General features: G+C 45.2%; 24 protein-coding genes. 20 read left to right on the top strand and 4 right to left on the bottom strand.

Features of this window, described 5'->3' with window-relative positions; translation table 11 throughout:
- The first annotated feature begins 11 nt into the window (after positions 1 to 11).
- The 5 genes from D8793_RS09355 to D8793_RS09335 are packed head-to-tail and all read left to right on the top strand — an operon-like array spanning position 12 to position 3879.
- Positions 12 to 842 (top strand): carbohydrate ABC transporter permease, encoded by an 831-nt coding sequence (locus D8793_RS09355; RefSeq protein ID WP_045498288.1) that lies wholly within the window; start codon positions 12 to 14, stop codon positions 840 to 842.
- A 25-nt stretch (positions 843 to 867) separates the two neighbouring features.
- Entirely contained in the window at positions 868 to 1320 is a 453-nt protein-coding gene (locus D8793_RS09350; protein ID WP_125371650.1) for a NanQ anomerase/TabA/YiaL family protein, read from the top strand.
- 55 nt (positions 1321 to 1375) lie between these two features.
- Positions 1376 to 2026 carry a DUF624 domain-containing protein gene (locus tag D8793_RS09345; RefSeq protein WP_125371649.1) on the top strand — a complete coding sequence of 217 codons (651 nt, stop codon included), beginning with the start codon at positions 1376 to 1378 and terminating at the stop codon, positions 2024 to 2026.
- A 33-nt stretch (positions 2027 to 2059) separates the two neighbouring features.
- Positions 2060 to 2977 carry a dihydrodipicolinate synthase family protein gene (locus tag D8793_RS09340; protein WP_125371648.1) on the top strand — a complete coding sequence of 306 codons (918 nt, stop codon included), beginning with the start codon at positions 2060 to 2062 and terminating at the stop codon, positions 2975 to 2977.
- A 17-nt stretch (positions 2978 to 2994) separates the two neighbouring features.
- The gene (locus tag D8793_RS09335) at positions 2995 to 3879 is read left to right on the top strand and encodes an ROK family protein (protein ID WP_125371647.1); all 885 of its coding nucleotides are present in this window, start codon (positions 2995 to 2997) and stop codon (positions 3877 to 3879) included.
- A gap of 273 nt (positions 3880 to 4152) precedes the next feature.
- Here the strand turns inward: D8793_RS09335 and D8793_RS09330 are convergent, their stop codons facing one another.
- On the bottom strand, positions 4153 to 4998 hold the full coding sequence (locus tag D8793_RS09330) for a MurR/RpiR family transcriptional regulator (RefSeq protein ID WP_005591322.1): 846 nt from the start codon (positions 4996 to 4998) through the stop codon (positions 4153 to 4155).
- A gap of 279 nt (positions 4999 to 5277) precedes the next feature.
- On the opposite strand from D8793_RS09330, the gene D8793_RS09325 reads away from it, so the two are divergent.
- From D8793_RS09325 to D8793_RS09310, 4 genes are all read left to right on the top strand, one after another.
- On the top strand, positions 5278 to 5973 hold the full coding sequence (locus D8793_RS09325) for a GNAT family N-acetyltransferase (protein WP_125371646.1): 696 nt from the start codon (positions 5278 to 5280) through the stop codon (positions 5971 to 5973).
- A gap of 272 nt (positions 5974 to 6245) precedes the next feature.
- Positions 6246 to 7730 (top strand): threonine synthase, encoded by a 1485-nt coding sequence (gene thrC, locus D8793_RS09320; protein WP_125371645.1) that lies wholly within the window; start codon positions 6246 to 6248, stop codon positions 7728 to 7730.
- Between the two features lie 108 nt (positions 7731 to 7838).
- On the top strand, positions 7839 to 9116 hold the full coding sequence (locus D8793_RS09315) for an MATE family efflux transporter (protein WP_125371644.1): 1278 nt from the start codon (positions 7839 to 7841) through the stop codon (positions 9114 to 9116).
- Positions 9113 to 9727 (top strand): HAD-IA family hydrolase, encoded by a 615-nt coding sequence (locus tag D8793_RS09310; protein WP_125371643.1) that lies wholly within the window; start codon positions 9113 to 9115, stop codon positions 9725 to 9727. Before D8793_RS09315 ends, D8793_RS09310 begins: the two co-directional genes overlap by 4 nt.
- Before the next feature lie 47 nt (positions 9728 to 9774).
- On the opposite strand, the gene D8793_RS09305 is transcribed toward D8793_RS09310, so the two are convergent.
- A complete protein-coding gene (locus tag D8793_RS09305; protein WP_125371642.1) occupies positions 9775 to 10260 on the bottom strand; it encodes a YcxB family protein in 486 nt (161 codons plus the stop codon).
- Between the two features lie 79 nt (positions 10261 to 10339).
- Positions 10340 to 10882: a histidine phosphatase family protein gene (locus tag D8793_RS09300; protein ID WP_125371641.1), complete on the bottom strand. Its 543-nt coding sequence runs from the start codon at positions 10880 to 10882 to the stop codon at positions 10340 to 10342.
- A gap of 98 nt (positions 10883 to 10980) precedes the next feature.
- On the opposite strand from D8793_RS09300, the gene polA reads away from it, so the two are divergent.
- From polA to D8793_RS09270, 5 genes are all read left to right on the top strand, one after another.
- Complete coding sequence (polA, locus tag D8793_RS09295) at positions 10981 to 13623, top strand: DNA polymerase I (RefSeq protein WP_125371640.1); 2643 nt, start codon at positions 10981 to 10983, stop codon at positions 13621 to 13623.
- 222 nt (positions 13624 to 13845) lie between these two features.
- A complete protein-coding gene (locus D8793_RS09290) occupies positions 13846 to 14283 on the top strand; it encodes a CoA-binding protein (protein ID WP_125371639.1) in 438 nt (145 codons plus the stop codon).
- A complete protein-coding gene (locus D8793_RS09285) occupies positions 14284 to 14781 on the top strand; it encodes a kinase (RefSeq protein WP_125371638.1) in 498 nt (165 codons plus the stop codon). It begins immediately after the preceding gene.
- Positions 14782 to 15194: 413 nt separating this feature from the next.
- Positions 15195 to 15872, top strand: coding sequence for a DUF6287 domain-containing protein (locus D8793_RS09275; RefSeq protein ID WP_125371637.1), 678 nt, complete (start codon positions 15195 to 15197; stop codon positions 15870 to 15872).
- A 226-nt stretch (positions 15873 to 16098) separates the two neighbouring features.
- Complete coding sequence (locus tag D8793_RS09270; RefSeq protein WP_125371636.1) at positions 16099 to 17565, top strand: alpha-L-fucosidase; 1467 nt, start codon at positions 16099 to 16101, stop codon at positions 17563 to 17565.
- Between the two features lie 193 nt (positions 17566 to 17758).
- Here the strand turns inward: D8793_RS09270 and D8793_RS09265 are convergent, their stop codons facing one another.
- The gene (locus D8793_RS09265) at positions 17759 to 18592 is read right to left on the bottom strand and encodes a DUF975 family protein (RefSeq protein WP_125371635.1); all 834 of its coding nucleotides are present in this window, start codon (positions 18590 to 18592) and stop codon (positions 17759 to 17761) included.
- A gap of 147 nt (positions 18593 to 18739) precedes the next feature.
- Between D8793_RS09265 and tgt the strand changes: the two genes are divergently transcribed.
- The 6 genes from tgt (at position 18740) to D8793_RS09235 (ending at position 22994) form a co-directional block, all read left to right on the top strand.
- Positions 18740 to 19882: a tRNA guanosine(34) transglycosylase Tgt gene (tgt, locus tag D8793_RS09260; RefSeq protein ID WP_125371634.1), complete on the top strand. Its 1143-nt coding sequence runs from the start codon at positions 18740 to 18742 to the stop codon at positions 19880 to 19882.
- A gap of 473 nt (positions 19883 to 20355) precedes the next feature.
- Complete coding sequence (locus D8793_RS09255; protein WP_005591305.1) at positions 20356 to 20769, top strand: GyrI-like domain-containing protein; 414 nt, start codon at positions 20356 to 20358, stop codon at positions 20767 to 20769.
- 261 nt (positions 20770 to 21030) lie between these two features.
- Positions 21031 to 21339, top strand: coding sequence for a 30S ribosomal protein S10 (gene rpsJ / locus D8793_RS09250; RefSeq protein WP_005591304.1), 309 nt, complete (start codon positions 21031 to 21033; stop codon positions 21337 to 21339).
- Between the two features lie 81 nt (positions 21340 to 21420).
- A complete protein-coding gene (rplC, locus tag D8793_RS09245; protein ID WP_045498245.1) occupies positions 21421 to 22047 on the top strand; it encodes a 50S ribosomal protein L3 in 627 nt (208 codons plus the stop codon).
- Positions 22048 to 22071: 24 nt separating this feature from the next.
- Complete coding sequence (gene rplD / locus D8793_RS09240; RefSeq protein WP_005591302.1) at positions 22072 to 22695, top strand: 50S ribosomal protein L4; 624 nt, start codon at positions 22072 to 22074, stop codon at positions 22693 to 22695.
- Positions 22695 to 22994 carry a 50S ribosomal protein L23 gene (locus tag D8793_RS09235; RefSeq protein ID WP_005591301.1) on the top strand — a complete coding sequence of 100 codons (300 nt, stop codon included), beginning with the start codon at positions 22695 to 22697 and terminating at the stop codon, positions 22992 to 22994. The genes rplD and D8793_RS09235 overlap by 1 nt, the downstream gene beginning before the upstream one ends.
- Positions 22995 to 23001: the final 7 nt, after the last annotated feature.

Genomic DNA, 23001 nt, shown 5'->3' with positions numbered 1-23001 from the left:
GGAGCAGGAATATGAAACCAAAAAAATTTAATTCATTTAAAGTGTTCTCATCTGTTATTTTAGCACTTTTGACCGTGCTCTTTGTCTTTCCATTCTATTGGATTCTGACTGGCGCTTTTAAATCTCAGCCGGATACAATTATGATTCCGCCTCAATGGTGGCCACAAAACCCGACAACAGAGAACTTCCAGCAATTAGCCGTTCAAAACCCAGCTTTACAATGGATGTGGAACAGTGTCTTCATTTCTCTTGCGACCATGTTCTTGGTTTGTGCGACGTCATCCCTAGCTGGTTATGTTTTGGCTAAGAAACGCTTTTATGGGCAACGGATTCTCTTTGCTATCTTTATCGCGGCTATGGCCTTGCCTAAGCAGGTTGTCCTAGTACCTCTAGTGCGGATTGTCAATTTCATGGGAATCCACGATACCCTTTGGGCGGTTATTTTGCCTTTAGTTGGCTGGCCGTTCGGGGTCTTCCTCATGAAGCAGTTTAGTGAAAATATCCCGACAGAGCTTCTGGAATCAGCTAAGATCGACGGTTGTGGTGAAATCCGAACCTTCTGGAGTGTAGCCTTTCCTATCGTCAAACCCGGCTTTGCTGCTCTAGCTATCTTTACCTTTATCAATACTTGGAATGACTATTTCATGCAGCTCGTAATGTTGACCTCGCGGAACAATCTGACGATTTCGTTAGGGGTTGCGACTATGCAGGCTGAGATGGCAACCAACTATGGTTTGATTATGGCCGGTGCTGCTTTGGCGGCGGTGCCAATCGTAGCAGTCTTCCTCATCTTCCAAAAATCCTTTACCCAAGGGATTACTATGGGAGCTGTCAAAGGATAAGGCACTCAATAGAGGAAATAAAACTATGATTTTTGATGATTTAAAAAATGTGACTCGTTACAAGGGCCTTCATCCAAATCTGGATAAAGCGATTGATTATCTCTATGAGCACCGCAAAGACAGCTTTGACTTGGGACGCCATGAAGTGGATGGAGATAAGGTCTTTCTCTTGGTTCAGGAAAACACGCTCAATCAAGAGGCCAATGATCAATTTGAATATCATAAAAAATATGCAGATTTTCATCTGCTAGTAGCAGGGCATGAGTATTCTGCCTATGGTAGCCAGATAGTCGATGAGGCAGTGGCTTTTGATGAAGAGGCGGATATCGGCTTTGTTCATTGTCAAAATCGTTATCCTCTCTTGTTGGATTACCATAATTTTGCGATTTTCTTTCCAGGAGAAGCCCATCAGCCGAATGGCTATGCGGGTCTGGAAGAAAATGTCAGAAAGTATCTTTTTAAAGTGTTAATAGACTAGCCCTAGGTGAGCGAGATTTTTGAGGGTGCAAGGCTAGTAGAGAAAGGAGAAACTTATGTCAGATAAGGGAACAGGACTCATCAGAGCTATATTTGATACGGATAATTTCTTCATGCAAATCTGTGAGAAAATCCTAGATTTGATGACGGTCAATCTTCTCTTTCTCTTGTCTTGCCTGCCCTTGGTGACCATTGGGATTGCCAAGATCAGCCTCTATCAGACACTTTTTGAAATCAAGGGAAACCGTCGGGTAAAAGTAATCAGAACTTACACTCGAATCTTTCGAGAAAATTGGAAGCAAGGGCTCAAACTGGGCTTGCTGGAATTGGCTTTAGTCGGTATCAGTCTCTTTGACCTCCTGCTTTTTCGGACGCAGGAAGCTCTGCCTTTCCAAGTTTTAAAGGCGGTTTGTTTTGGAATTATTATTTTTACAATCCTGCTTTCTCTTTGCGTTTATCCCTTGGCTGGTAAGTTTCTCATGTCTTTTAGAGACCTTTTACAGACCAGCCTAGTGATTGTAAGTCTGAATTTTCCTTGGTTCTTTGTTATGATGGCGGTTATAGCCGCGATCCTTGTCATTATCTATAGTTCAGGCTTGGTGTTGCTGTTAGGATTTTCCCTCTTTGCCTTTATCGGTTTTGCAGGTCTGGCTTTTTTACAGCTTCCTATTTTGGAAAAAATCTTCGCTAAATATAGCAGTCTATAATCTACAATTAGTACATTTGGAGAAAATTTGAAAATGAAAGATTTAAAGAAATATCACGGTGTCATCCCAGCTTTTTATGCCTGTTATGACGAGGAGGGTGAAATCAGCCCGGAGCGGACTCGCGCTTTGGTGGAGTATTTCATCGACAAGGGCGTGCAAGGTCTCTATGTCAACGGCTCGTCAGGAGAATGTATCTACCAGAGCGTGGCCGACAGAAAAGTAATTTTGGAAGAAGTAATGAAAGTTGCTAAGGGCAAACTGACTATTATTGCTCACGTAGCCTGCAACAATACTAAGGACAGTATCGAGTTGGCAAAACATGCGGAAGCTCTAGGAGTTGATGCCATTGCGGCTATTCCGCCGATTTATTTCCGTCTGCCAGAATATTCTGTCGCTCAGTACTGGAATGATATCAGTGTGGCTGCCCCACATACTGATTTTGTGATTTATAATATTCCACAATTGGCTGGTGCAGCGCTGACTCCGAGTCTTTATAAGGAAATGCTGAAAAATGAGCGCGTGATTGGGGTGAAAAATTCCTCCATGCCAGTTCAGGACATCCAGACATTTGCAGCACTTGGTGGCAGTGACCATTTGGTCTTTAACGGTCCAGATGAGCAATTCTTAGGTGGCCGTCTTATGGGTGCTGCAGCTGGAATTGGTGGTACCTATGGAGCTATGCCAGAGCTCTTCCTCAAACTCAATCAACTGATTGCTGACAAGGAATTGGAAAGAGCTAAAGAGCTGCAGTTTGCCATTAACGACATTATCGGCAAGCTAACCAGTGCTCACGGCAATATGTATGCTGTTATCAAAGAAGTTCTCAAGCTCAACGAAGGACTGGCTATCGGCTCTGTCCGTGCTCCTCTGACACCAGTCGTAGAAGCAGACCGTCCAGTCGTAGAAGCAGCAGCGGCCTTGATCCAAGAAACTAAGGAGCGCTTCCTCTAAAAGAAAGAAGGATGCTTATGGGAAATTATGTTACGATTGACATTGGCGGCACCAATATCAAATACGGCCTGATCGACGACCAAGAAACGCTAGTAGAAGCCCATGAAATACCTACGGAAGCCCATAAGGGTGGTCCAGAGATTATGCAGAAAGTTGAAGGAATTGTTGCAGCCTATTTAGAAAAAGGAGCTCTGGCTGGGATTTGTATATCCTCAGCTGGCATGGTCGATCCAGACAAGGGAGAGATCTTTTATGCTGGTCCTCAGATTCCTAATTATGCTGGGACGCAATTTAAGAAGGTCTTGGAGGAGGAATTTTCTATTCCTTGCGAGATTGAGAACGACGTCAATTGTGCCGGTCTGGCTGAGGTCATGTCTGGCCATGGTAAGGGAGCAAAAATTGCGGTCTGTCTAACGATTGGGACAGGGATTGGTGGCTGTCTAGTAGCGGATGGGCAAGTTTTTCACGGCTTTAGCAACTCAGCCTGCGAAGTAGGCTATCTGCACCTGCCTGACGGAGCCTTTCAGGATGTGGCTTCGACCACAGCCTTGGTTCAATATGTCGCTGAATTGCACGGAGAAGATCCCTCTCTCTGGAATGGTCGCAGGATTTTCAAAGAAGCGACCGAAGGCAATAAACTCTGTATTGAGGGCATCGATCGCATGGTTGGCTATCTGGGTCAAGGCATTGCCAATATCTGCTATGTCGTCAATCCGGAAATCGTCGTCTTGGGCGGTGGTATTATGGGGCAAGAGGCCATTCTTCGACCGCGTATCCAAGCGGCTCTCAAGGATGCTCTGGTGCCGAGCATGGCTGAGAAGACCAAACTAGCCTTTGCCTATCACCAAAATACGGCAGGCATGTTCGGAGCCTACTACCACTTTAAAAATAAACATCAGTAATCTAAGAAAACCTGGGGAGTGACCTCAGGTTTCTTGCTTTTAGACAAACTGCTTCTGTAGACGGCTAGACGATATTTTAGAAGGAATTGAAATGACAGGAAAAATTCGGTGGATAGAGCTAAATTTTCAAAAAATTTAACTTTGCCCACTTGTCTTTAGGAGTAGATTTAAAAGGTTGCCCAAGCCTTTTAAGAAGTACCAGCCCTTTGAGGTTGAGCAATCAGTAACCCATCAAGGAGTTAAAAATAAGGCCAGGATTTTTGTCCTAGCCTTTTATTGATGCCTACGGTAATAGCCGTTAAGTTTGTGATTTTCCCAGTAACTATTGAAGATTTTTTCCTTTCTCTCTCGGTCAATTTCTAGGAAAAAGGCATAAAGTATGTCAATCATCAGCAACATTGGGAACTGAGCTGAGATTCGTTGGATGAACTGAGGTTTACTTTGCATTGCAACTGGGATGATTTCTGAAAAGTCTTCTTTAATCAAATCAGGCTGGCCAGTGATTAATACGGTCTTGGCTCCCATGCCCTTAGCATCAATCAGGCTGTCAATAATGGATGGGGTTTGGCCTGAAAGAGAAAAGCCGATAACTAGGCAGTTTTTGTCTAAAATGCTCGTTGTCCAAGCAAAGCCATCCGCATCTGTCAGAGCTTCACAAATAACCCCTAAGCGCATGAAGCGCAGTTTCATATCGCGAGCGACGAGCCCCGAGCTTCCCGTGCCAAAAAAATAGACACGATCCGCTTTTTCAATCAGCTGAGCAACGCGCTCCAATCTTTTTTCGTCAATCAAGTCCTCGGTTTGTTGCCGAATTTGAATATAGTTGCGTAGCACCTGGCGGGACGAATCATTTTTAAGATTTGTATGCTCCGTTTTGCTGATTTTCAGCTGTTGGAGATATTGGAAGTTGAACTCCCTATAGCCCTTAAAGCCACATTTTTTTGCAAAACGGGTCAAGGCCGCCTGTGAGATGTGTAAAGTTTGGGCTACTTCAAGGGAGGACAGATCACCTTCTATCTCTGTCGGAGTCAAAAAATAGTCGGCAATCTGTTTTTCGACATCGGTCATAATGTCGTAACAGCTTTCGATGATGGCCAAGATATTTTGCTGGTGTCTCATGATGGGTCACTTTCTTTGGTCAAAATAATAAAACATAATTTCATTATAACATAGTTTAGAGGGAATAAAGTGTTTTCACAGTCAAGAATTATCAGACCTCACTTTCCATTGGAGTATGAGCGATCAGTAGTCTCAATATTTCTAGATAATATGACCTCCTTTTTCTGAAGAGGTATTTCCTAAAGTTTGCGCCGAATGAAAAAAAAGTGCTATAATTTACACAAGTAATGTTCCAAGTCTTATTTTGGAGATCAGTAAAGTTATATTGTGAGGTTTTTTATGCGAATCAATGAACTAGGCCAGCCTATTGGAGAGGCTCTGTCGGACTTTAAGCCGGGGGATCTGCCCAAGCTGGAGCGAAAAGAAGGTCAGTATGTTGTCATTGAGCGGTTGTCCAAAGACAAGCATGGAGCAGATTTATACGAAGTATATGGTCCGGATTCACCCGCTGACATGTGGACCTATCTCTTTCAAAATGCTGCTCAGAGTCAGGAGGAGTGGGATAGTTTGCTAGATCGGATGCTGGCGGCTCAGGATCGTTTCCACTATGCCATTGTGGACAAGGAGAGCGGCAAGGCGCTGGGAACTTTCGCATTAATGAGAATTGACCGAGGCAATCGTGTGATTGAAGTAGGTGCTGTGACCTATTCGCCCAAGTTGAAGCGAACTAGACTGGCTACAGAAGCCCAGTACTTACTGGCACGCTATGTCTTTGAAGAGCTGGAGTATCGCCGTTACGAATGGAAATGCGATGCACTCAATCAGCCCTCAAGGCGGGCAGCAGAGAGACTTGGTTTCACCTATGAAGGCAGGTTTCGCAAGGCGGTCGTCTATAAGGGGCGCAACCGAGACACGGACTGGCTCTCCATGATTGACAGCGATTGGCCTGCCGTTAAGAATCGTTTGGAGAAATGGCTGAGCTCAGACAATTTCGACGAAAAGGGCCAGCAAATAAAAGCCTTGTCTGAGTTTTGATATTTGATTGAGTCTGGGACAAAAGTCCTAGCCTCTCAATTGTCTTTGGATTGTCGAGCAAGACGCAGTGGTTGAGTGGGCTCTACTACGCTGATTTCATCAGCTTTTACAGCCCTACTCAACTGTGCGGAGGTGGGACGACGAAATCGAATTCTAACGAATTACCGATTTCTGTCCCACTCTCTTTTTGTTTTTTAATTTTGATGAAAATGAAGAATTTTCTGATAAATTTTGATATAATAAAACGAACTACAGATAAAGGATGAGAGAGAATGACTTTAGTTTATCAATCAACGCGTGACGAAAAGAATAGAGTAACAGCCAGCCAGGCGATTCTGCAAGGTTTGGCAACAGACGGCGGGCTCTTTACGCCCATTACCTATCCGCAGGTCGATTTGGACTTTGCCAAGCTTAAAGACGCTTCTTATCAGGAAGTAGCCAAGCTGGTGTTGTCTGCTTTTTTGGATGATTTTTCTGAAGCAGAGCTGGATCATTGTATTACCAATGCTTACGACAGCAAGTTTGATGATGCGGCGATTGCTCCCTTGGTCAAGCTGGATGGTCAGTACAATCTAGAACTTTTCCACGGAGCGACCATTGCCTTCAAGGATATGGCTTTGTCTATCCTGCCTCATCTGATGACAACCGCAGCCAAAAAGCACGGCTTGGAAAACAAAATTGTCATTTTGACGGCGACTTCTGGTGACACGGGCAAGGCGGCTATGGCAGGCTTTGCGGATGTTCCGGGGACTGAAATCATCGTCTTTTATCCCAAAGATGGTGTCAGCAAGGTCCAAGAGCTGCAAATGACGACCCAGACAGGTGCCAATACGCATGTCGTTGCCATTGATGGCAACTTTGACGATGCCCAGACTAATGTCAAGCACATGTTCAATGACACAGATCTACGAGCTCGTCTCTTGGAGCACAAACTCCAGTTTTCATCAGCTAATTCCATGAATATCGGCCGTTTAGTGCCTCAGATTGTCTACTATGTCTATGCTTATGCTCAGCTGGTGAAGACGGGAGAAATCACAGCAGGAGACAAGGTCAACTTTACCGTTCCGACTGGGAACTTTGGTAATATCCTAGCGGCCTACTATGCCAAGCAAATCGGTCTGCCGGTTGGCAAGCTAATCTGCGCTTCGAATGAGAACAATGTCCTGACAGACTTCTTCAAGACTCAGGTTTATGACAAGAAGCGGAGCTTCAAGGTGACGTCTAGTCCGTCCATGGATATTCTGGTTTCCTCTAACTTGGAGCGTTTGATTTTCCATCTGTCTGGTAACAGCGCTGAGAAAACAGCTGCCTTGATGGCGGCTCTGAATGATCATGGACAGTATGAACTGACGGACTTTGATGCTGAGATTTTAGAGCTCTTTGCGGCTGACTATGCGACAGAAGAAGAAACAGCTGCTGAAATCAAGCGAGTCTATCAAGTCTCTAACTACATCGAAGACCCTCATACGGCTGTCGCGTCTGCTGTCTATCAAAAATACTTGGCAGAAACAGGTGATCAGCGCAAGACTGTTATCGCGTCTACCGCTAGTCCCTATAAATTCCCAGTTGTGGCTGTTGAGGCTGTGACTGGTCAAACAGGACTTAGTGACTTTGAGGCTTTGGACCAACTGCACGAACTTTCTGGCGTAGCCCTTCCACCAGCTGTGGACGGCTTAGAAATTGCCCCTGTTCGTCACAAAACGACGGTTGCTGCAGACCAAATGCAGGTAGCAGTCGAGGATTACTTGGAATTGTAAAAATGGCTTAGAAAGCCTAAAATCAGCTGGATATCTGGCTGATTTTTTCTTAGGATGCCCAATGAAAGAAAGAGAAGTAGCTTATGCTTAAGAGGGAGAATTTTCTCTATGACGACTTATAAAAAAATCATGAATATCGCCTTGCCAGCTATGGCAGAGAACTTTTTGCAGATGCTCATGGGCATGGTCGACAGCTATCTGGTGGCCAGTCTTGGGCTGATTGCGATCTCTGGTGTATCGGTGGCCGGCAATATCATTACCATTTATCAGGCAATTTTTATCGCGCTGGGGGCTGCTGTTTCCAGTCTCATCTCCAAGACTCTGGCTCAGGGAGACAAGGAGCGTTTGGCCTATCACACAGCTGAGGCTATCAAGCTGACGCTCCTTCTGAGTCTTCTGCTAGGTCTCCTTTCTCTGCTTTTTGGTAGGCAGATGCTGGATCTGCTGGGGACGGAAAAAGCGGTGGCTGAAGCAGGCGGTCTGTATCTGGCTCTGGTTGGTGGAACAATTGTCCTACTAGGCTTGATGACTTCCTTTGGAGCTCTGGTGCGGGTCACGCGCAATCCTAGATTCCCCATGTATGTTAGTCTTCTGACCAATGTCCTCAATGCCCTCTTTTCTGGTCTGGGGATTTACGTCTTTCGGCTTGGTATTGTCGGCGTAGCGCTGGGGACGGTGCTGGCTCGTTTGGTCGGTGTGCTCATTCTCTGGCGGGAGCTGGATTTGTCCACGATCCGCTGGCGCTGGGGTTTAGATGGCGAGCTCTTGCGCCTGTCTCTGCCGGCTGCTGGAGAGCGGCTCATGATGCGGGCGGGCGATGTAGTGATTATCGCCATTGTGGTCGTCTTTGGAACGGATGCAGTAGCGGGGAATGCCATCGGCGAAGTCCTGACCCAGTTTAACTACATGCCGGCTTTCGGGGTCGCGACAGCAACAGTCATGTTGGTCGCCCATGCGGTTGGCGAGGGCGATATGCAAGCGGTTGGTCTGATTCGTCAGCGGGCCTTCTGGCTCTCTTTTGCTTGCATGCTGCCCTTGGCTTTAGGGATTTTCGCCCTTGGTCGACCGCTGACCTTGCTCTATACGGACAATAGCGGAGCGATCACAGCCAGTCTTTCGGTCATCCTCTTTTCTCTGCTGGGCACTCCCATGGCAGCTGGGACCGTGATTTACACAGCGGTTTGGCAGGGTCTGGGCAATGCCAGACTGCCCTTTTATGCCACGACTATTGGTATGTGGCTGATTCGCATCGTCTCAGGATATTTACTAGGTGTGACCTTTGGCTTGGGTCTGCCGGGAGTCTGGGCTGGGACTCTCTTGGACAATGGCTTCCGCTGGTTATTTTTAAAGGTTTTATTTGACAGAAAAATGAGGGAAATCACATGACAATAGCGTTTATTTGGGATTTGGACGGCACCTTGCTGGACTCCTACGATGCTATTTTGGCAGGAATTGAGGAGACCTACGCTCACTATGGTCTGGACTTTGACAGGGCGAGTATTCACAGCTATATCCTAAAGCACTCTGTCCAGAAACTTTTGGAGGAAGTAGCATCTGAGAAAGGTCTGGACGCTGCCGAGATGAATGCCTTCCGTGGAGCAAGCCTAAAGGAGAAAAATGCTCAGGTTCACCTGATGGAAGGAGCAGCGGAGATACTGGCCTGGGCTGAGGAGCAGGGCATTGCCCAGTTTGTCTATACTCACAAGGGACTCAATGCCCATCAAATCTTGCAAGACTTGGGCATTCATGATTATTTTACAGAAATCATCACAACGGCCAACGGCTTTAAGCGCAAGCCCCACCCAGAAGGTGTAGACTATCTGCTCGAGAAATATGGCCTGGATAAGCAGGAAACTTACTATATCGGCGACCGGACGCTGGATGTGGATGTTGCCGGCAACAGTGGCATCCAGAGCATTAACTTCTGTGACTACCGACCAGAAATCAATCAGAAAATAGAGAAGCTGATGGACATCAAGCAATTATTTACAAGATAAAAAGCAGACCAGAACTGATCTACTGTCAGTCTAGCCTGCTTTTTCTTTTACATATGCTCAATGTGAAGTTCTAGCAAGAACTCAAGAGCCTCGGGCGTACAGTTCTTTTTTTCAATAGGGAAACCGTCAATTGGTCCCAACATGATATAAAAATCTTCCTTAGTATGAAAAACTTTGACGATGTCATCATAGCTATAAAGAAACTCTCCTCGTTTGCTTTTCACAGAGAATTTATCTTTCTCAAATATAAGAGTTTGCTCCATATCCTTCCAGAAAGGAGTTTTTTGATAGGCTTTCTTTATCTGAAAGTCCATGCCAAAGTATATTGCTGAGAATGTAATCAAAGATGCAAATAGCACGGTAAACACAGAAAATCGCTTCAGTTGCTCAGGTATAAAGGTCAGATAGAGCGACATGATTCCTATAAAGATGAGAATATTTAGTAAAAATCCTTTTCCACGTAAGAAAACAGACCAAGCAAATCGTTGATACACTTCCTCAGTCACAAGAGTTGGAATGGTTATTGGGAACATGCTTCACCTCCTAGTTTTTATTATTATACCATAGAAGAGAGATAAGATATAGCTGGCTCTTGCTAGGCGATACCATCTTTTATAGGAGGTGAGTGATTTTTTCGTTTTTATCTAAAACCAGCACATCTGGCATGCTTAGGCTGCGCCAGAAGTCATAATCAATGCTGGAGTCAAATGCGCTCAGCAAGATGCAAATCAGATTGCCGTGGGAACTGATGATAATTTCTTCGTTTTGATGTTTGCTTTCTAGCTCATGAAGAAGAGCTAAAGCACGCTGTTGAGCTTGCTGATTGGATTCACCATCAACAAGTGAAAATGTTGGCCGTGACCAAAGTTTCATGAGGGATTTTTCAAAGTCTTGATCCGTAATTACTTGACTGCTTAGCTTTCGCTCTATTAGCCGTTTGTCGGTTTGAATAGCGAGTTTCAGACTCTGAGCCAAAGGCTCAACCGTCTGAATGGCTCTTCGGTAAGGACTGGAATAAATGGCGGTAATGGGTTTGTCTGCTAAAAAGTCAAGCTGCGCCAAGGATTCTTGCCCTTTGTCTGATAATGGTCGGTTGATTTCATCAGGTGTATAGTTAGAATGCGCATGACGGATAAAATAGTAGGTGTTCTTCATAAGATGATTATAGCAAAATTTAAATCTCCATTCATTTTCTACCTATTTTCCACGCCGCCTTTTCTGTCTTTGTCCGCCTTTCGTGTTATAATAAACCTATGGAAAAAAAGAATAAGTTATTATTAATCGACGGTTCGTCCGTTGCTTTTCGCGCTTTTTTTGCGCTTTATAATCAAATTGATCGTTTCAAGAGTCCATCAGGCCTGCATACTAATGCTATTTATGGATTCCACCTCATGCTCAATCATCTCTTGGAGCGCGTGCAGCCGACTCATGTCCTAGTCGCTTTTGATGCTGGAAAGACGACCTTCCGGACCGAGATGTATGCTGACTATAAGGCAGGTCGGGCCAAGACACCGGATGAATTTCGGGAGCAGCTGCCCTTTATCCGAGAAATGCTGGACTACTTAGGCATTCACTACTACGACTTGGCTCAGTACGAGGCGGATGACATCATCGGAACCTTGGACAAGATGGCTGAAAAGACAGCTGTGCCTTACGATGTGACCATTGTCAGTGGCGATAAAGACTTGATTCAGCTGACCGATGATAATACCGTTGTGGAGATTTCCAAGAAAGGCGTGGCCGAGTTTGAGGAATTTACCCCAGCCTACCTCATGGAAAAGATGGGCATCACGCCAGAGCAGTTCATTGACCTCAAGGCGCTGATGGGCGATCAGTCGGACAATATCCCCGGCGTGACCAAGATCGGCGAGAAGACTGGCCTCAAGCTCCTCTTGGAGTATGGTTCTTTGGAAAATCTCTATGAAAACATTGACCAGCTCAAGGCTTCTAAGATGAAGGAAAACCTGATTAATGACAAGGACAAGGCTTTCTTATCTAAAACCCTAGCTACCATCAATACTCAGGCTCCGATTGAAATCGGGCTGGATGATTTGGTTTATAAGGGTCCGCAGATAGAGGCCCTGAGCAAGTTCTACGACGAGATGGGCTTCAAGCAGCTCAAGGCTCAGCTAGGAACTGGTCAAGAGCCGGTAGAAGTCAAACCAATTGAATTTACCAAAGTGACTGAGGTGACAGCAGATATGCTGGCACCAGAGCAATTCTTCTATTTTGAAATCTTGGGTGACAACTACCACAAGGAAGAGATTGTTGGTCTTGCCTGGGGCGATAGCCGTCAGATTTATGTCGGCACCAGCGATTTACTGCAGCAGCCTCTCTTTCAGGAGTTTTTGACAAAAATAGCTCTAAAAACCTACGATCTCAAGCGGACCAAGGTACTGCTCAGTCATTACGGCATTGAACTGCCAGCAGCAGCCTTTGATGCGCGCCTAGCCAAGTATCTGCTTTCGACGGTCGAGGATAATGAGCTGGCGACTATTGCTCGCCTCTACGGCCAAACGATCCTGCCAACGGATGACGAGGTGTATGGCAAGGGAGCCAAGCGTGCTCTGCCAGAGCAAGAGCAGCTCTTTGAGCATCTAGCTCGTAAGGTCCAAGTACTGCTGGAAACGGAGGAGCCGATGCAAGAACAGCTTCGCGCCCACGATCAGCTGGATTTGTTGCTTGAAATGGAGCAGCCGCTGGCCTTTGTCCTAGCCAAGATGGAGATTGCGGGAATCAAGGTTGAGCGGGAAACACTGCAGGGCATGCAGGCGGAAAATGAAAAGACGCTGGAAAGTCTGACTCAGGAGATTTATGATCTGGCTGGTCAGGAGTTCAATATCAACTCGCCGAAACAGCTGGGAACCATTCTCTTTGAGGATATGGGGTTGCCACTGGAGTACACCAAAAAGACCAAGACAGGTTACTCAACAGCGGTGGATGTGCTGGAACGTTTAGCACCGATAGCACCGATTGTGTCTAAGATTCTGGAATACCGTCAAATCAGCAAGCTCCAGTCCACTTATATCATCGGCCTGCAGGAGGCGATAGCGTCTGACGGCAAGATTCACACTCGCTATGTTCAGGATTTGACCCAGACTGGCCGCCTGTCCTCGGTCGACCCTAACCTGCAGAATATCCCTGTTCGCCTGGAGCAAGGGCGCCTGATTCGCAAGGCTTTCGTGCCAGAGTGGGCAGACAGCGTGCTTCTCAGTTCGGATTATTCCCAGATTGAGCTGCGGGTGCTGGCTCATATTTCGCAGGACGAGCATTTGATTGCTGCCTTCCAGCATGGAGAAGACATTCACACGGCCACAGCCATGCGGGTCTTTGGTATTGAAAAGGCAGAGGATGTGACGCCTAATGACCGCCGCAATGCCAAGGCTGTCAACTTTGGAGTGGTCTATGGCATTTCCGACTTCGGACTGGCCAATAATTTGGGCATTTCCCGCAAGGCTGCCAAGGACCACATTGAGACCTATTTTGAGCGTTTCCCTGGTATCAAGAATTATATGGAAACCATCGTTCGCGAAGCGCGTGATAAAGGCTACGTAGAGACCATTTACCATCGTCGTCGCTCTTTGCCGGACATCAATTCCCGAAACTTTAACATCCGAAATTTTGCGGAGCGCACAGCTATTAACAGCCCGATCCAAGGCTCCGCCGCAGACATTCTCAAAGTCGCTATGATTAATCTGGACCGAGCACTAACAGAGAAGAATTTCAAGTCTCGCATGCTCTTGCAGGTTCACGATGAAATCGTGCTGGAAGTGCCAAATGACGAGCTAACAGCCGTCCGCCAGCTAGTCAAAGAAACCATGGAAGCCGCGATTGAGCTAGCCGTTCCACTAGTGGCTGATGAAAATGCCGGCCAAACTTGGTACGAGGCGAAGTAAGACAAGATAGAAAGAGCGTCAAAAAACGACTGAAAATCAGGAATCTGGCCGAAGGAGTCATGCTCCCAGAACGGAATATCTATTTCCAAGGTTTTAGCTCGTATTCAGTTAGGCTTGCAAGATTTTGGAGAATTTATCTATTTTCCGAAGTTTTAGCTCATGTTCAGCTAATATATCATTGTTAAAAAAGTTAAAAATTATTTATAAAACAGGAGGAGCATTATGACTTACTATTTTCAAAATCCCAGTGACGGCGTTGTCAAGCGCTATCTGGAAAACAGCAAGGTGATTGCTGTTGTCGGTCTATCAGACCGTGAGGAAACGACCAGTAACCGTGTGTCCAAGGAGATGAAGGAGCGAGGCTATCGCATTATTCCAGTCAATCCGCGGGCAGCGGGCAGTCAGATTTTTGGTGAGACTGTTTATGCCAGCCTCAAAGATATTCCTTTCCCAGTGGATATTGTCGATGTTTACCGCCGCAGTGAGTTTTTGCCCGATGTGGCGCGTGATTTTCTGGAAGCAGATGCCAAGATTTTCTGGGCTCAGTTGGGCTTGGAAAATGAAGAAGCTGAGCAGATTTTGCGGGAGGCTGGTCGTGAAGATATCATTATGGATCGCTGCATCAAACGCGAGCATACACGCTTGATTCTAAGCGAATAAATGGCCAAGTTAGTCATCATTCGAGGCAATTCCGGCTCTGGCAAATCGAGTCTGGCTAAGAAACTGCAGGCACACTATGGTCAAGGGACTCTTTTGATTGCGCAGGACACAGTTAGACGGGACATGCTCAAGGAAAAAGTAGAGCCGGGAAATTTGTCTATTGACCTGACGGAGACACTGGCTTACTTCGGCTACGAACATGATTTGCTGGTCTTGGTAGAAGGTTTCTATGAGACAGATATTTATGGCCACATGCTGGAGCGGTTGCGGACTTTGTTTGGTCCTCAGACCCTAGCCTATTACTATGATTTGACTTTTGAAGAAACCGTCCGCCGCCATCAGACCAGAGCGAGGCAAGAAGAATTTACCCCAGCCGATATGAAGCGCTGGTGGAAAGACAGAGACTTCTTAGGCTGGGAAGAGGAATCATTCTTTAGAGACGAAGATTCCTTGGAGGCAGCCTTTGAGCGGATCGTTCATGATTTAGAGAAAATTTGAAACGAAGCGAGAGTGGGACAGAAATCGGTAATTGGTTAGAATTCGATTTCGTCGTCCCACCTCCGCACAGTTGAGTAGGGCTGTAAAAGCTGATGAAATCAGCGTAGTAGAGCCCACTCAACCACTGAGTCTTGCTCGACAATCCAAAGACAATTGAGAGGCTAGGACTTTTGTCCCAGCCTCGTTTTTGCATTAAAAAAGTATTTCATAAATTGCAGATAAATTTTGAGAAAAATATCACACAAAATATTGACAAAATTATTTCACAGGATTACAATTAGATTACAAAATATTTCTTTTGTTACAAAAAGTTTTAAAGAATATATTTTAGTGGGGTAAGATGTCCCCTATGCAAGCCAACATCGCTACTATCGTTTAGCAAATTGATGATAAACTGACAAGGAGATTTCATTATGAAACGTAGTAAACTTATTTTATTGACAGCTACTGCCTTGTGCTCTGCTTTCCTGCTCGCCGCCTGTAGCTCTAAGCCTTCCACGAAGGTGAACAGCAGTTCCACTTCCCAGACTTCTCAGATATCTAAGACTAGTAGCTCAGGCGAGTCCTCCACCAAACCATCAGCTAAGCAAAGTTCTGCTTCCAACGAAGCAAAAGCATCCTCTACTACTAAGCTTTCTAGCGACCAGAGTGTTTCCAATCAAGTTGAGAAACCTGTGGACAACAAGACTTCAGCAGATTCGAATGCGTCACCAACTCCAGCTGCCCCAGTGGCTCCAACAATTTCCGGTATGGATGTCAATGCTCTAGCAAATGGTGATTTCTCTAGCATTGCAGGTACTTGGCAGGATGATTTGGGTAATCAATTAGTCTTTGATGCAAATGGTTTGGTGTCCCATACTTACAGAGGAAATGAATCAAGCGACTACACTTTGACAAATAGTCAAGTATATGAAGGTAAGTTTGGAGCGTTTTTAGCTCATAAATCAGGGAATCAAGTGGCCTCCTTCACAGCCATTCCTAAAGGAGCTCGTCTTTATGATACTGGAAGTGAAAATCCGAAAGAACGCATTTTAGTGGGGCAAGATTTCACTTACGCATCTCAACATCCCTACTATCGCGTAGCGAATTGATGTGTTGAATGATGAGAATCGTGGTGCGAGTGGCTTTCCGAGGTGCTCGCCATGCTGACAATATAAAAACAAGGAACAGAGTTGATTGCTGTTCTTTTTCTTTGCTTTATTGGGAAAGTTTGCTCGTAGGGCTTTTTTGGATTATTATTTTGTAAAATGGCTCTTTCTTCTCCAAAAATTGGTACAATAAAAGAAAGCGTTTTAATCGAATGATGAGGTAGTAACGATGAAAATATCTTTAGAAGAAATTCAAAGAGTTGCCAACCAAGGTCCTTTCTATCCAGACTGGGACTCTCTTGCGACCTATCACGTTCCCCACTGGTTCAAAAGGACTAAGTTTGGGATTTTTATCCACTGGGGACTTTACAGCCTTCCTGCCTTTGGGAGCGAGTGGTACTCTCGAAATATGTACATACAGGGCACGGCAGAGTTTGACCATCATATCAAAACTTACGGGCCTCACAAAGATTTCGGCTACAAGGATTTTATCCCACTTTTTACTGCCGAAAATTTTCATGCGGACGAATGGCTGCGCCTCTTTAAAGAAGCGGGAGCCCAATACATGTTTCCAGTGGCAGAGCATCACGACGGCTTCCAGCTTTATGCTAGCCAGCTCTCTCCTTTTAATAGTGTAGAAATGGGGCCAAAGCGTGACATCTTGGGGGAATTGAGTCAGGCAGCCCAAAGAGAGCAAGTACATTTTTGTACCTCTTCCCATCGGGCGGAGCATCATTTTTTCTTTTCGCATGGAAAGGAGTTTGCCAGTGACATTGCCAGCGAAGTCAGTCGCGAGGAACTCTACTGGCCGGCTATGCCAGAGCCGGACCACCATGATTTGTTTGGTCAGCCTTATCCGAGTCAGGAGTTTCTAGATGATTGGCTCCTGCGTACCTGTGAGCTGGTTCGAGATTACCAGCCTGAGATTTTGTATTTCGATTGGTGGATTCAGCATGCAGCTTTTAAAGAGTATATAAAGCTTTTTGCGGCCTATTATTATAATTTAGGAGCAGCTTCTGGGAAGCCGACTAGCATCTGCTACAAGCATGATGCGCTGGCTTTTGGTGCGGGGATTGTGGAAGTGGAACGCGGTGGTTTCGCAGAGATCCAGCCTTTCACTTGGCAGACGGATACAGCTATTGCGCGAAATTCTTGGGGCTACACAGAGAATCTCGACTATAAGTCAGCTAAGGAAATCATCCAGACCTTGATTGATGTCGTGTCCAAAAATGGGAATTTACTACTGAATATTGGGCCAAAAGGAGACGGGGCGATTCCAGAAAAAGATCAAGAAATCTTGAGAGAAATCGGGGCTTGGCTCCAAGTGAACGGTCAAGCGATCTATGATTCACGCGCGTGGAGGCAATTTGGAGAAGGTCCGACACAAGTAGATAGTGGGCCATTTTCGGATGGAAAAAACATCCCGTATACAAACCAGGATTTCCGTTTCACGGCCAAGGGCGGAGCGGTGTATGCCTTTTTGATGGAGCCTGCAGTAAATCAGTGGCTGACGATTCAGGCCTTGGCTGACGAAAGAAAAAATCCCGCGTCTCGCTTTCATGGCATCATAGAGGAGGTGTCCTTACTAGGCTATGAGGAACCGCTTGAATGGGAGCAAACACCTCAAGGTTTGCGTCTCTTCATGCCGAGTGTGGCAGGCGACTTACCCTTGGTACTGAAAGTCCAACTGCGTTAAATCTAGACGAAAAATGAGGCTGGGACAAAAGTCCTAGCCTCTCAATTGTCTTTAGATTGTCGAGCAAGACGCAGTGGTTGAGTGGGCTCTACTACGCTGATTTCATCAGCTTTTACAGCCCTACTCAACTGTGCGGAGGTGGGACGACGAAATCGAATTCTAACGAATTACCGATTTCTGTCCCACCCTCATTTTACTTACCTAGTGATTTTAAATTTTCATAAAAGAGCACCCGAGCTGTTGTGATGTAAGGATAGGCCACAACTCCAGCGATTCCCAGTGTGATACCAATCAGGATATACCAGCCAATAAAGCTCAGATCCAGCAAGAAACGTTTCCATTTATAGCCTTTCATCATGCGTCTACTTTGCACAAGAACTTGCCAAGGACCTTGGTAGGTGCCTGTACTCAGCTGATCATAAAGGATGAAGTCGGTCTGAGAGTAAGCATAGTTGGCCATCAGGAAGACTGCCGTACCAGCCAAGACAATGAGAGTGCCGAGAAACATCATGGGCGCATAGCTGACGATTTGCTCCACCTCAGGACTAGCAGCTGTCAATTGGGACACATCGGATATTTTCCTATAAATAGCTAGCACCTTGTAACTGCTGAAAATAAGGAAAAATGAACCGACAAGGCTGATAGAATTCCACAACAAGAGGAGAATACTTTTAGTCAGTTGTGTGATAAAAATCGGTGAGAAAAGCTCGGCAGAAAAGATTCGGCCAATATCTGCAAAGCCAACCGTATCGCGTTTTTTCCGAACGACTTCTATCATGCTGAAGCTAGCAGATAAAAAGAGCAGGGCGATGATAAATTCTACGATTTGTGGAAAAATTTGACGGCCAAAAATCAAAACAAAGGCCTGATTGATCTCCAACTGGGGAACAATCTCCTCCAGATGACGGTTAGGTGACAGATAGGTAGATAAGATAGTTACTAGAGTTGGAATGGCAAAGAGCGAGAAAATGCCGTTGGTTTGATTTCGAATGGTTCGTGCTTGTGCACGGATTTCGCTTAAATTCATACAGACCTCCATTTCATGATTTTTATTATACCACATATCGTGACAGACAAGACTTTTTTTGGTAAAATCATACGGTATCTTATGAGCGCTTGGCGCTTGTTTTATAGAAGAAAATAGCTGGGACTGTCTTTCCCAGCAGGAGGAAACATGTCAGATTCACCGATTCAGTATCGTTTGATCAAAAAAGAAAAGCACACAGGTGCTCGTCTAGGAGAAATCATCACCCCGCATGGCACCTTTCCAACGCCTATGTTTATGCCGGTCGGCACTCAGGCTACGGTCAAGACCCAGTCACCAGAAGAGCTCAAGCAAATGGGTTCGGGTATCATCTTGGCCAATACCTACCACCTCTGGTTGCGGCCGGGAGATGAGCTGATTGCCCGTGCAGGTGGCCTGCACAAGTTCATGAACTGGGACCAACCTATTCTGACCGATAGTGGTGGTTTTCAGGTCTATTCTCTAGCTGATAGCCGCAATATTACAGAAGAAGGAGTAACTTTCAAGAACCACCTCAATGGTTCTAAGATGTTCCTTTCGCCAGAAAAGGCTATCTCCATCCAGAACAACCTAGGTAGCGACATCATGATGTCCTTTGATGAATGCCCGCAGTTCTACCAGCCTTATGACTATGTCAAGAAGTCTATCGAGCGGACTAGCCGTTGGGCAGAGCGCGGACTCAAGGCCCACACTCGTCCACACGATCAAGGTCTCTTTGGGATTGTTCAGGGAGCTGGCTTTGAAGATTTGCGCCGCCAGTCTGCTCAAGATTTGGTCAGCATGGATTTCCCAGGCTACTCTATCGGAGGACTGGCTGTTGGTGAGTCTCATGAGGAGATGAATGCGGTGCTGGACTTCACAACGCCTCTACTGCCTGAAAATAAGCCCCGCTATCTTATGGGAGTTGGGGCGCCAGATAGCTTGATTGACGGTGTTATCCGTGGGGTCGATATGTTTGACTGCGTCCTGCCGACTCGGATTGCCCGAAACGGCACCTGCATGACCAGCGAGGGACGTCTGGTTGTCAAAAATGCCCAGTTTGAGGAAGATTTCACGCCACTGGATCACGACTGTGATTGCTACACTTGTACAAACTACACGCGGGCCTATATCCGCCACCTGCTCAAGGCTGATGAAACCTTTGGCCTCCGCTTGACAAGTTACCACAATCTTTACTTCTTGGTAAACCTTATGAAGAAAGTTCGCCAAGCTATTATGGATGATAACTTGTTAGAATTCCGTGAAGATTTTATGGAACGCTACGGCTACAACCGCTCCAAGAGAAATTTCTAAGAGTCCTCATTTGAAATCGCAGGGGCTTTGTGCTATTCTACCGTGGTGCTGTAAATCACAGCGTTAGCTGTGATGCAAGAGGTTGCGACATAATCGATTACATTGCCACGAAACGCGCGTCGGTTTCCTATTTTTGCTTTGAGTTTGAATCCCTTTGTATCTTAGACTTGAGCATAAAAAACGCTCGTTAAAAACTTTCCAAACTATATCAATAAGAATTGGAAGGCTGGTCTTGGTCGAAGCCTACATGTTTTTCGTCTCTGGTTGAGACTGGTAAATTTAACGTTTTGTTTACTATGGGTGCCATTCTCTCTAGGAAAGAGGAGTTGATAGTGAACGGCGTGATATATCCTATACGCAAAGAGCGCTAATTCATTTTGTTGAGTGAAGTAGTAGCTTGGTAGTTAGAAGGTTTAGAGCTGAGGTCGATTGTTAGTCAGTCACCTTAGAAGTGAAAGTAAAAGGAGCAAAATATGTTTTTAAAAATAATCAGTAGTATCTCTACCAATAATTTTCAAGATCCAAACATGATGGAAAAAATTAACCATCTATGGCAGGAACACCAGAAAGAAGTAGAGGAGGCATTTGCCCAAGGGCTTCCGATTTATGCAGTTTATCATGATTATGCCAGCGACTACAAGGGTGATTACAGCTTGTCGCTCTGTAGTCTGTCTGATAAAGAAGACTGGGACTTTGACACTTCAGAGCAAACTTACCAAGTATTTGAGGTGGATACAAGTGATTCAAAAGGTTGCCTTCATACCTGGCAGCAAATTTGGCGGGCAGAAGAAGCAAGAGAACTGCAACGTCAGTATAGTATTGATTTTGAAAAATATGATCCAGATCAGACAGTATCTATCTTTATCGCTACCCCCAACAATGGGTAAGTTGTCAAACTGAGTTCTAGTTACATAAGAGGATCAGAACTTACTCCAAGAACTTAGGCTAGTAAAAAAGATTAAAAAAATTACTCAAATCCCTTGCAATGCTTGGTTCTTTGTGTTAAGATACTATGGTGCTGTAAAAAACAGCGTGTAGCTTTGATGCAAGAGGTTGCGACACGCTCGGTTGCATTGCCACGCAATCGCCTGTCGGTTTTCTTGTGGAGCTAGCCTATTATCTTAAATAGACGAAAAAAGGAGAAAAAGATGGCAAACAAAAAAATCCGCATCCGTTTGAAAGCTTACGAACATCGTACACTTGACACAGCGGCTGCAAAAATCGTAGAAACTGCTGCACGTACAGGTGCTGAAGTTGCGGGACCAATCCCACTTCCAACTGAACGTAGCCTCTACACAATCATTCGTGCGACTCACAAATACAAAGATTCTCGCGAACAATTTGAAATGCGTACTCACAAACGCTTGATCGACATCATCAACCCAACTCAAAAAACAGTTGACGCTTTGATGAAGTTGGACCTTCCAAGTGGTGTGAACGTAGAAATCAAACTTTAATCTAAAGCTTGGTATCTTGAGCATGAAAAACGCTCGTTAAAAACTTTTTGAAAAAAATTATAGAAAAGGAAACATTTTCTCATGACAAAAGGAATCTTAGGGAAAAAAGTGGGAATGACTCAAATCTTCACTGAAGCTGGCGAATTAATCCCTGTAACTGTTGTTGAAGCAACTCCAAACGTTGTTCTTCAAGTGAAAACAGTTGAAACAGACGGTTACAACGCAGTTCAAGTTGGTTTTGATGACCTTCGTGATGTATTGAGCAACAAACCTGCTAAAGGACATGTAGCGAAAGCTAACACGGCTCCTAAGCGCTTCATTCGTGAATTCAAAAACATTGAAGGCTTGGAAGTTGGTGCGGAAATCACAGTTGATACATTCGAAGCTGGTGATGTTGTTGATGTAACAGGAACTTCAAAAGGTAAAGGTTTCCAAGGTGTAATCAAACGCCACGGCCAATCTCGTGGTCCAATGGCTCACGGTTCACGTTACCACCGTCGTCCTGGTTCAATGGGACCAGTTGCGCCAAACCGTGTTTTCAAAAACAAACACTTGGCTGGACGTATGGGTGGCAACCGTGTAACGATTCAAAACCTTGAAATCGTACAAGTTGTTCCAGAGAAAAACGTTATCTTGATCAAAGGAAACGTACCTGGTGCTAAGAAATCTCTTATCACTATCAAATCAGCAGTTAAAGCTGGTAAATAATAAAGAAAGGGGAAATCAGTCACAATGGCAAACGTAAAATTATTTGACCAAACTGGTAAAGAAGCTGGTGAAGTAGTTCTTAACGACGCAATCTTTGGTATTGAACCAAACGAATCAGTTGTCTTCGACGTGATCATCAGCCAACGCGCTAGCCTCCGTCAAGGAACTCACGCTGTTAAAAACCGTTCTGCAGTATCAGGCGGCGGACGCAAACCATGGCGTCAAAAAGGAACTGGACGTGCTCGTCAAGGTTCTATCCGCTCTCCACAATGGCGTGGTGGTGGTATCGTCTTCGGTCCAACTCCTCGTTCATATGCCTACAAACTTCCACAAAAAGTTCGCAGATTAGCATTGAAATCAGTTTACTCTGAAAAAGTTGCTGAAAACAAATTCGTAGCTGTAGACAGCCTTTCATTTACAGCTCCAAAAACTGCTGAGTTTGCAAAAGTGCTTGCAGCATTAAGCATTGACACAAAAGTACTTGTTATTCTTGAAGAAGGAAATGAATTTGCTGCACTTTCAGCACGTAACCTTCCAAATGTTAAAGTTGCAACAGCAACAACAGCAAGTGTTCTTGACATCGCAAACAGCGACAAACTTCTTGTTACTCAAGCAGCTATCTCTAAAATTGAGGAGGTTCTTGCATAATGAATTTGTATGACGTTATCAAAAAGCCTGTCATCACTGAAAGCTCAATGGCTCAGCTTGAAGCAGGCAAATACGTATTTGAAGTAGACACTCGCGCTCACAAACTTTTGATCAAGCAAGCTGTTGAAGCTGCTTTTGAAGGAGTTAAAGTTGCTAATGTCAACACTATCAACGTAAAACCTAAAGCAAAACGCGTTGGACGTTACACTGGTTTTACTAACAAAACTAAAAAAGCTATCATCACTCTGACAGCAGATTCAAAAGCAATCGAGTTGTTCGGAGCTGCTGAAGCAGAATAATCTAAGG

This window comes from Streptococcus cristatus, from assembly GCF_003943465.1.
Taxonomy (GTDB): Bacteria; Bacillota; Bacilli; order Lactobacillales; family Streptococcaceae; genus Streptococcus; species Streptococcus cristatus_C.
The sequence above is the reverse complement of the archived record's forward strand: the minus strand, read 5'-3'. Positions and strand labels throughout refer to the sequence as shown.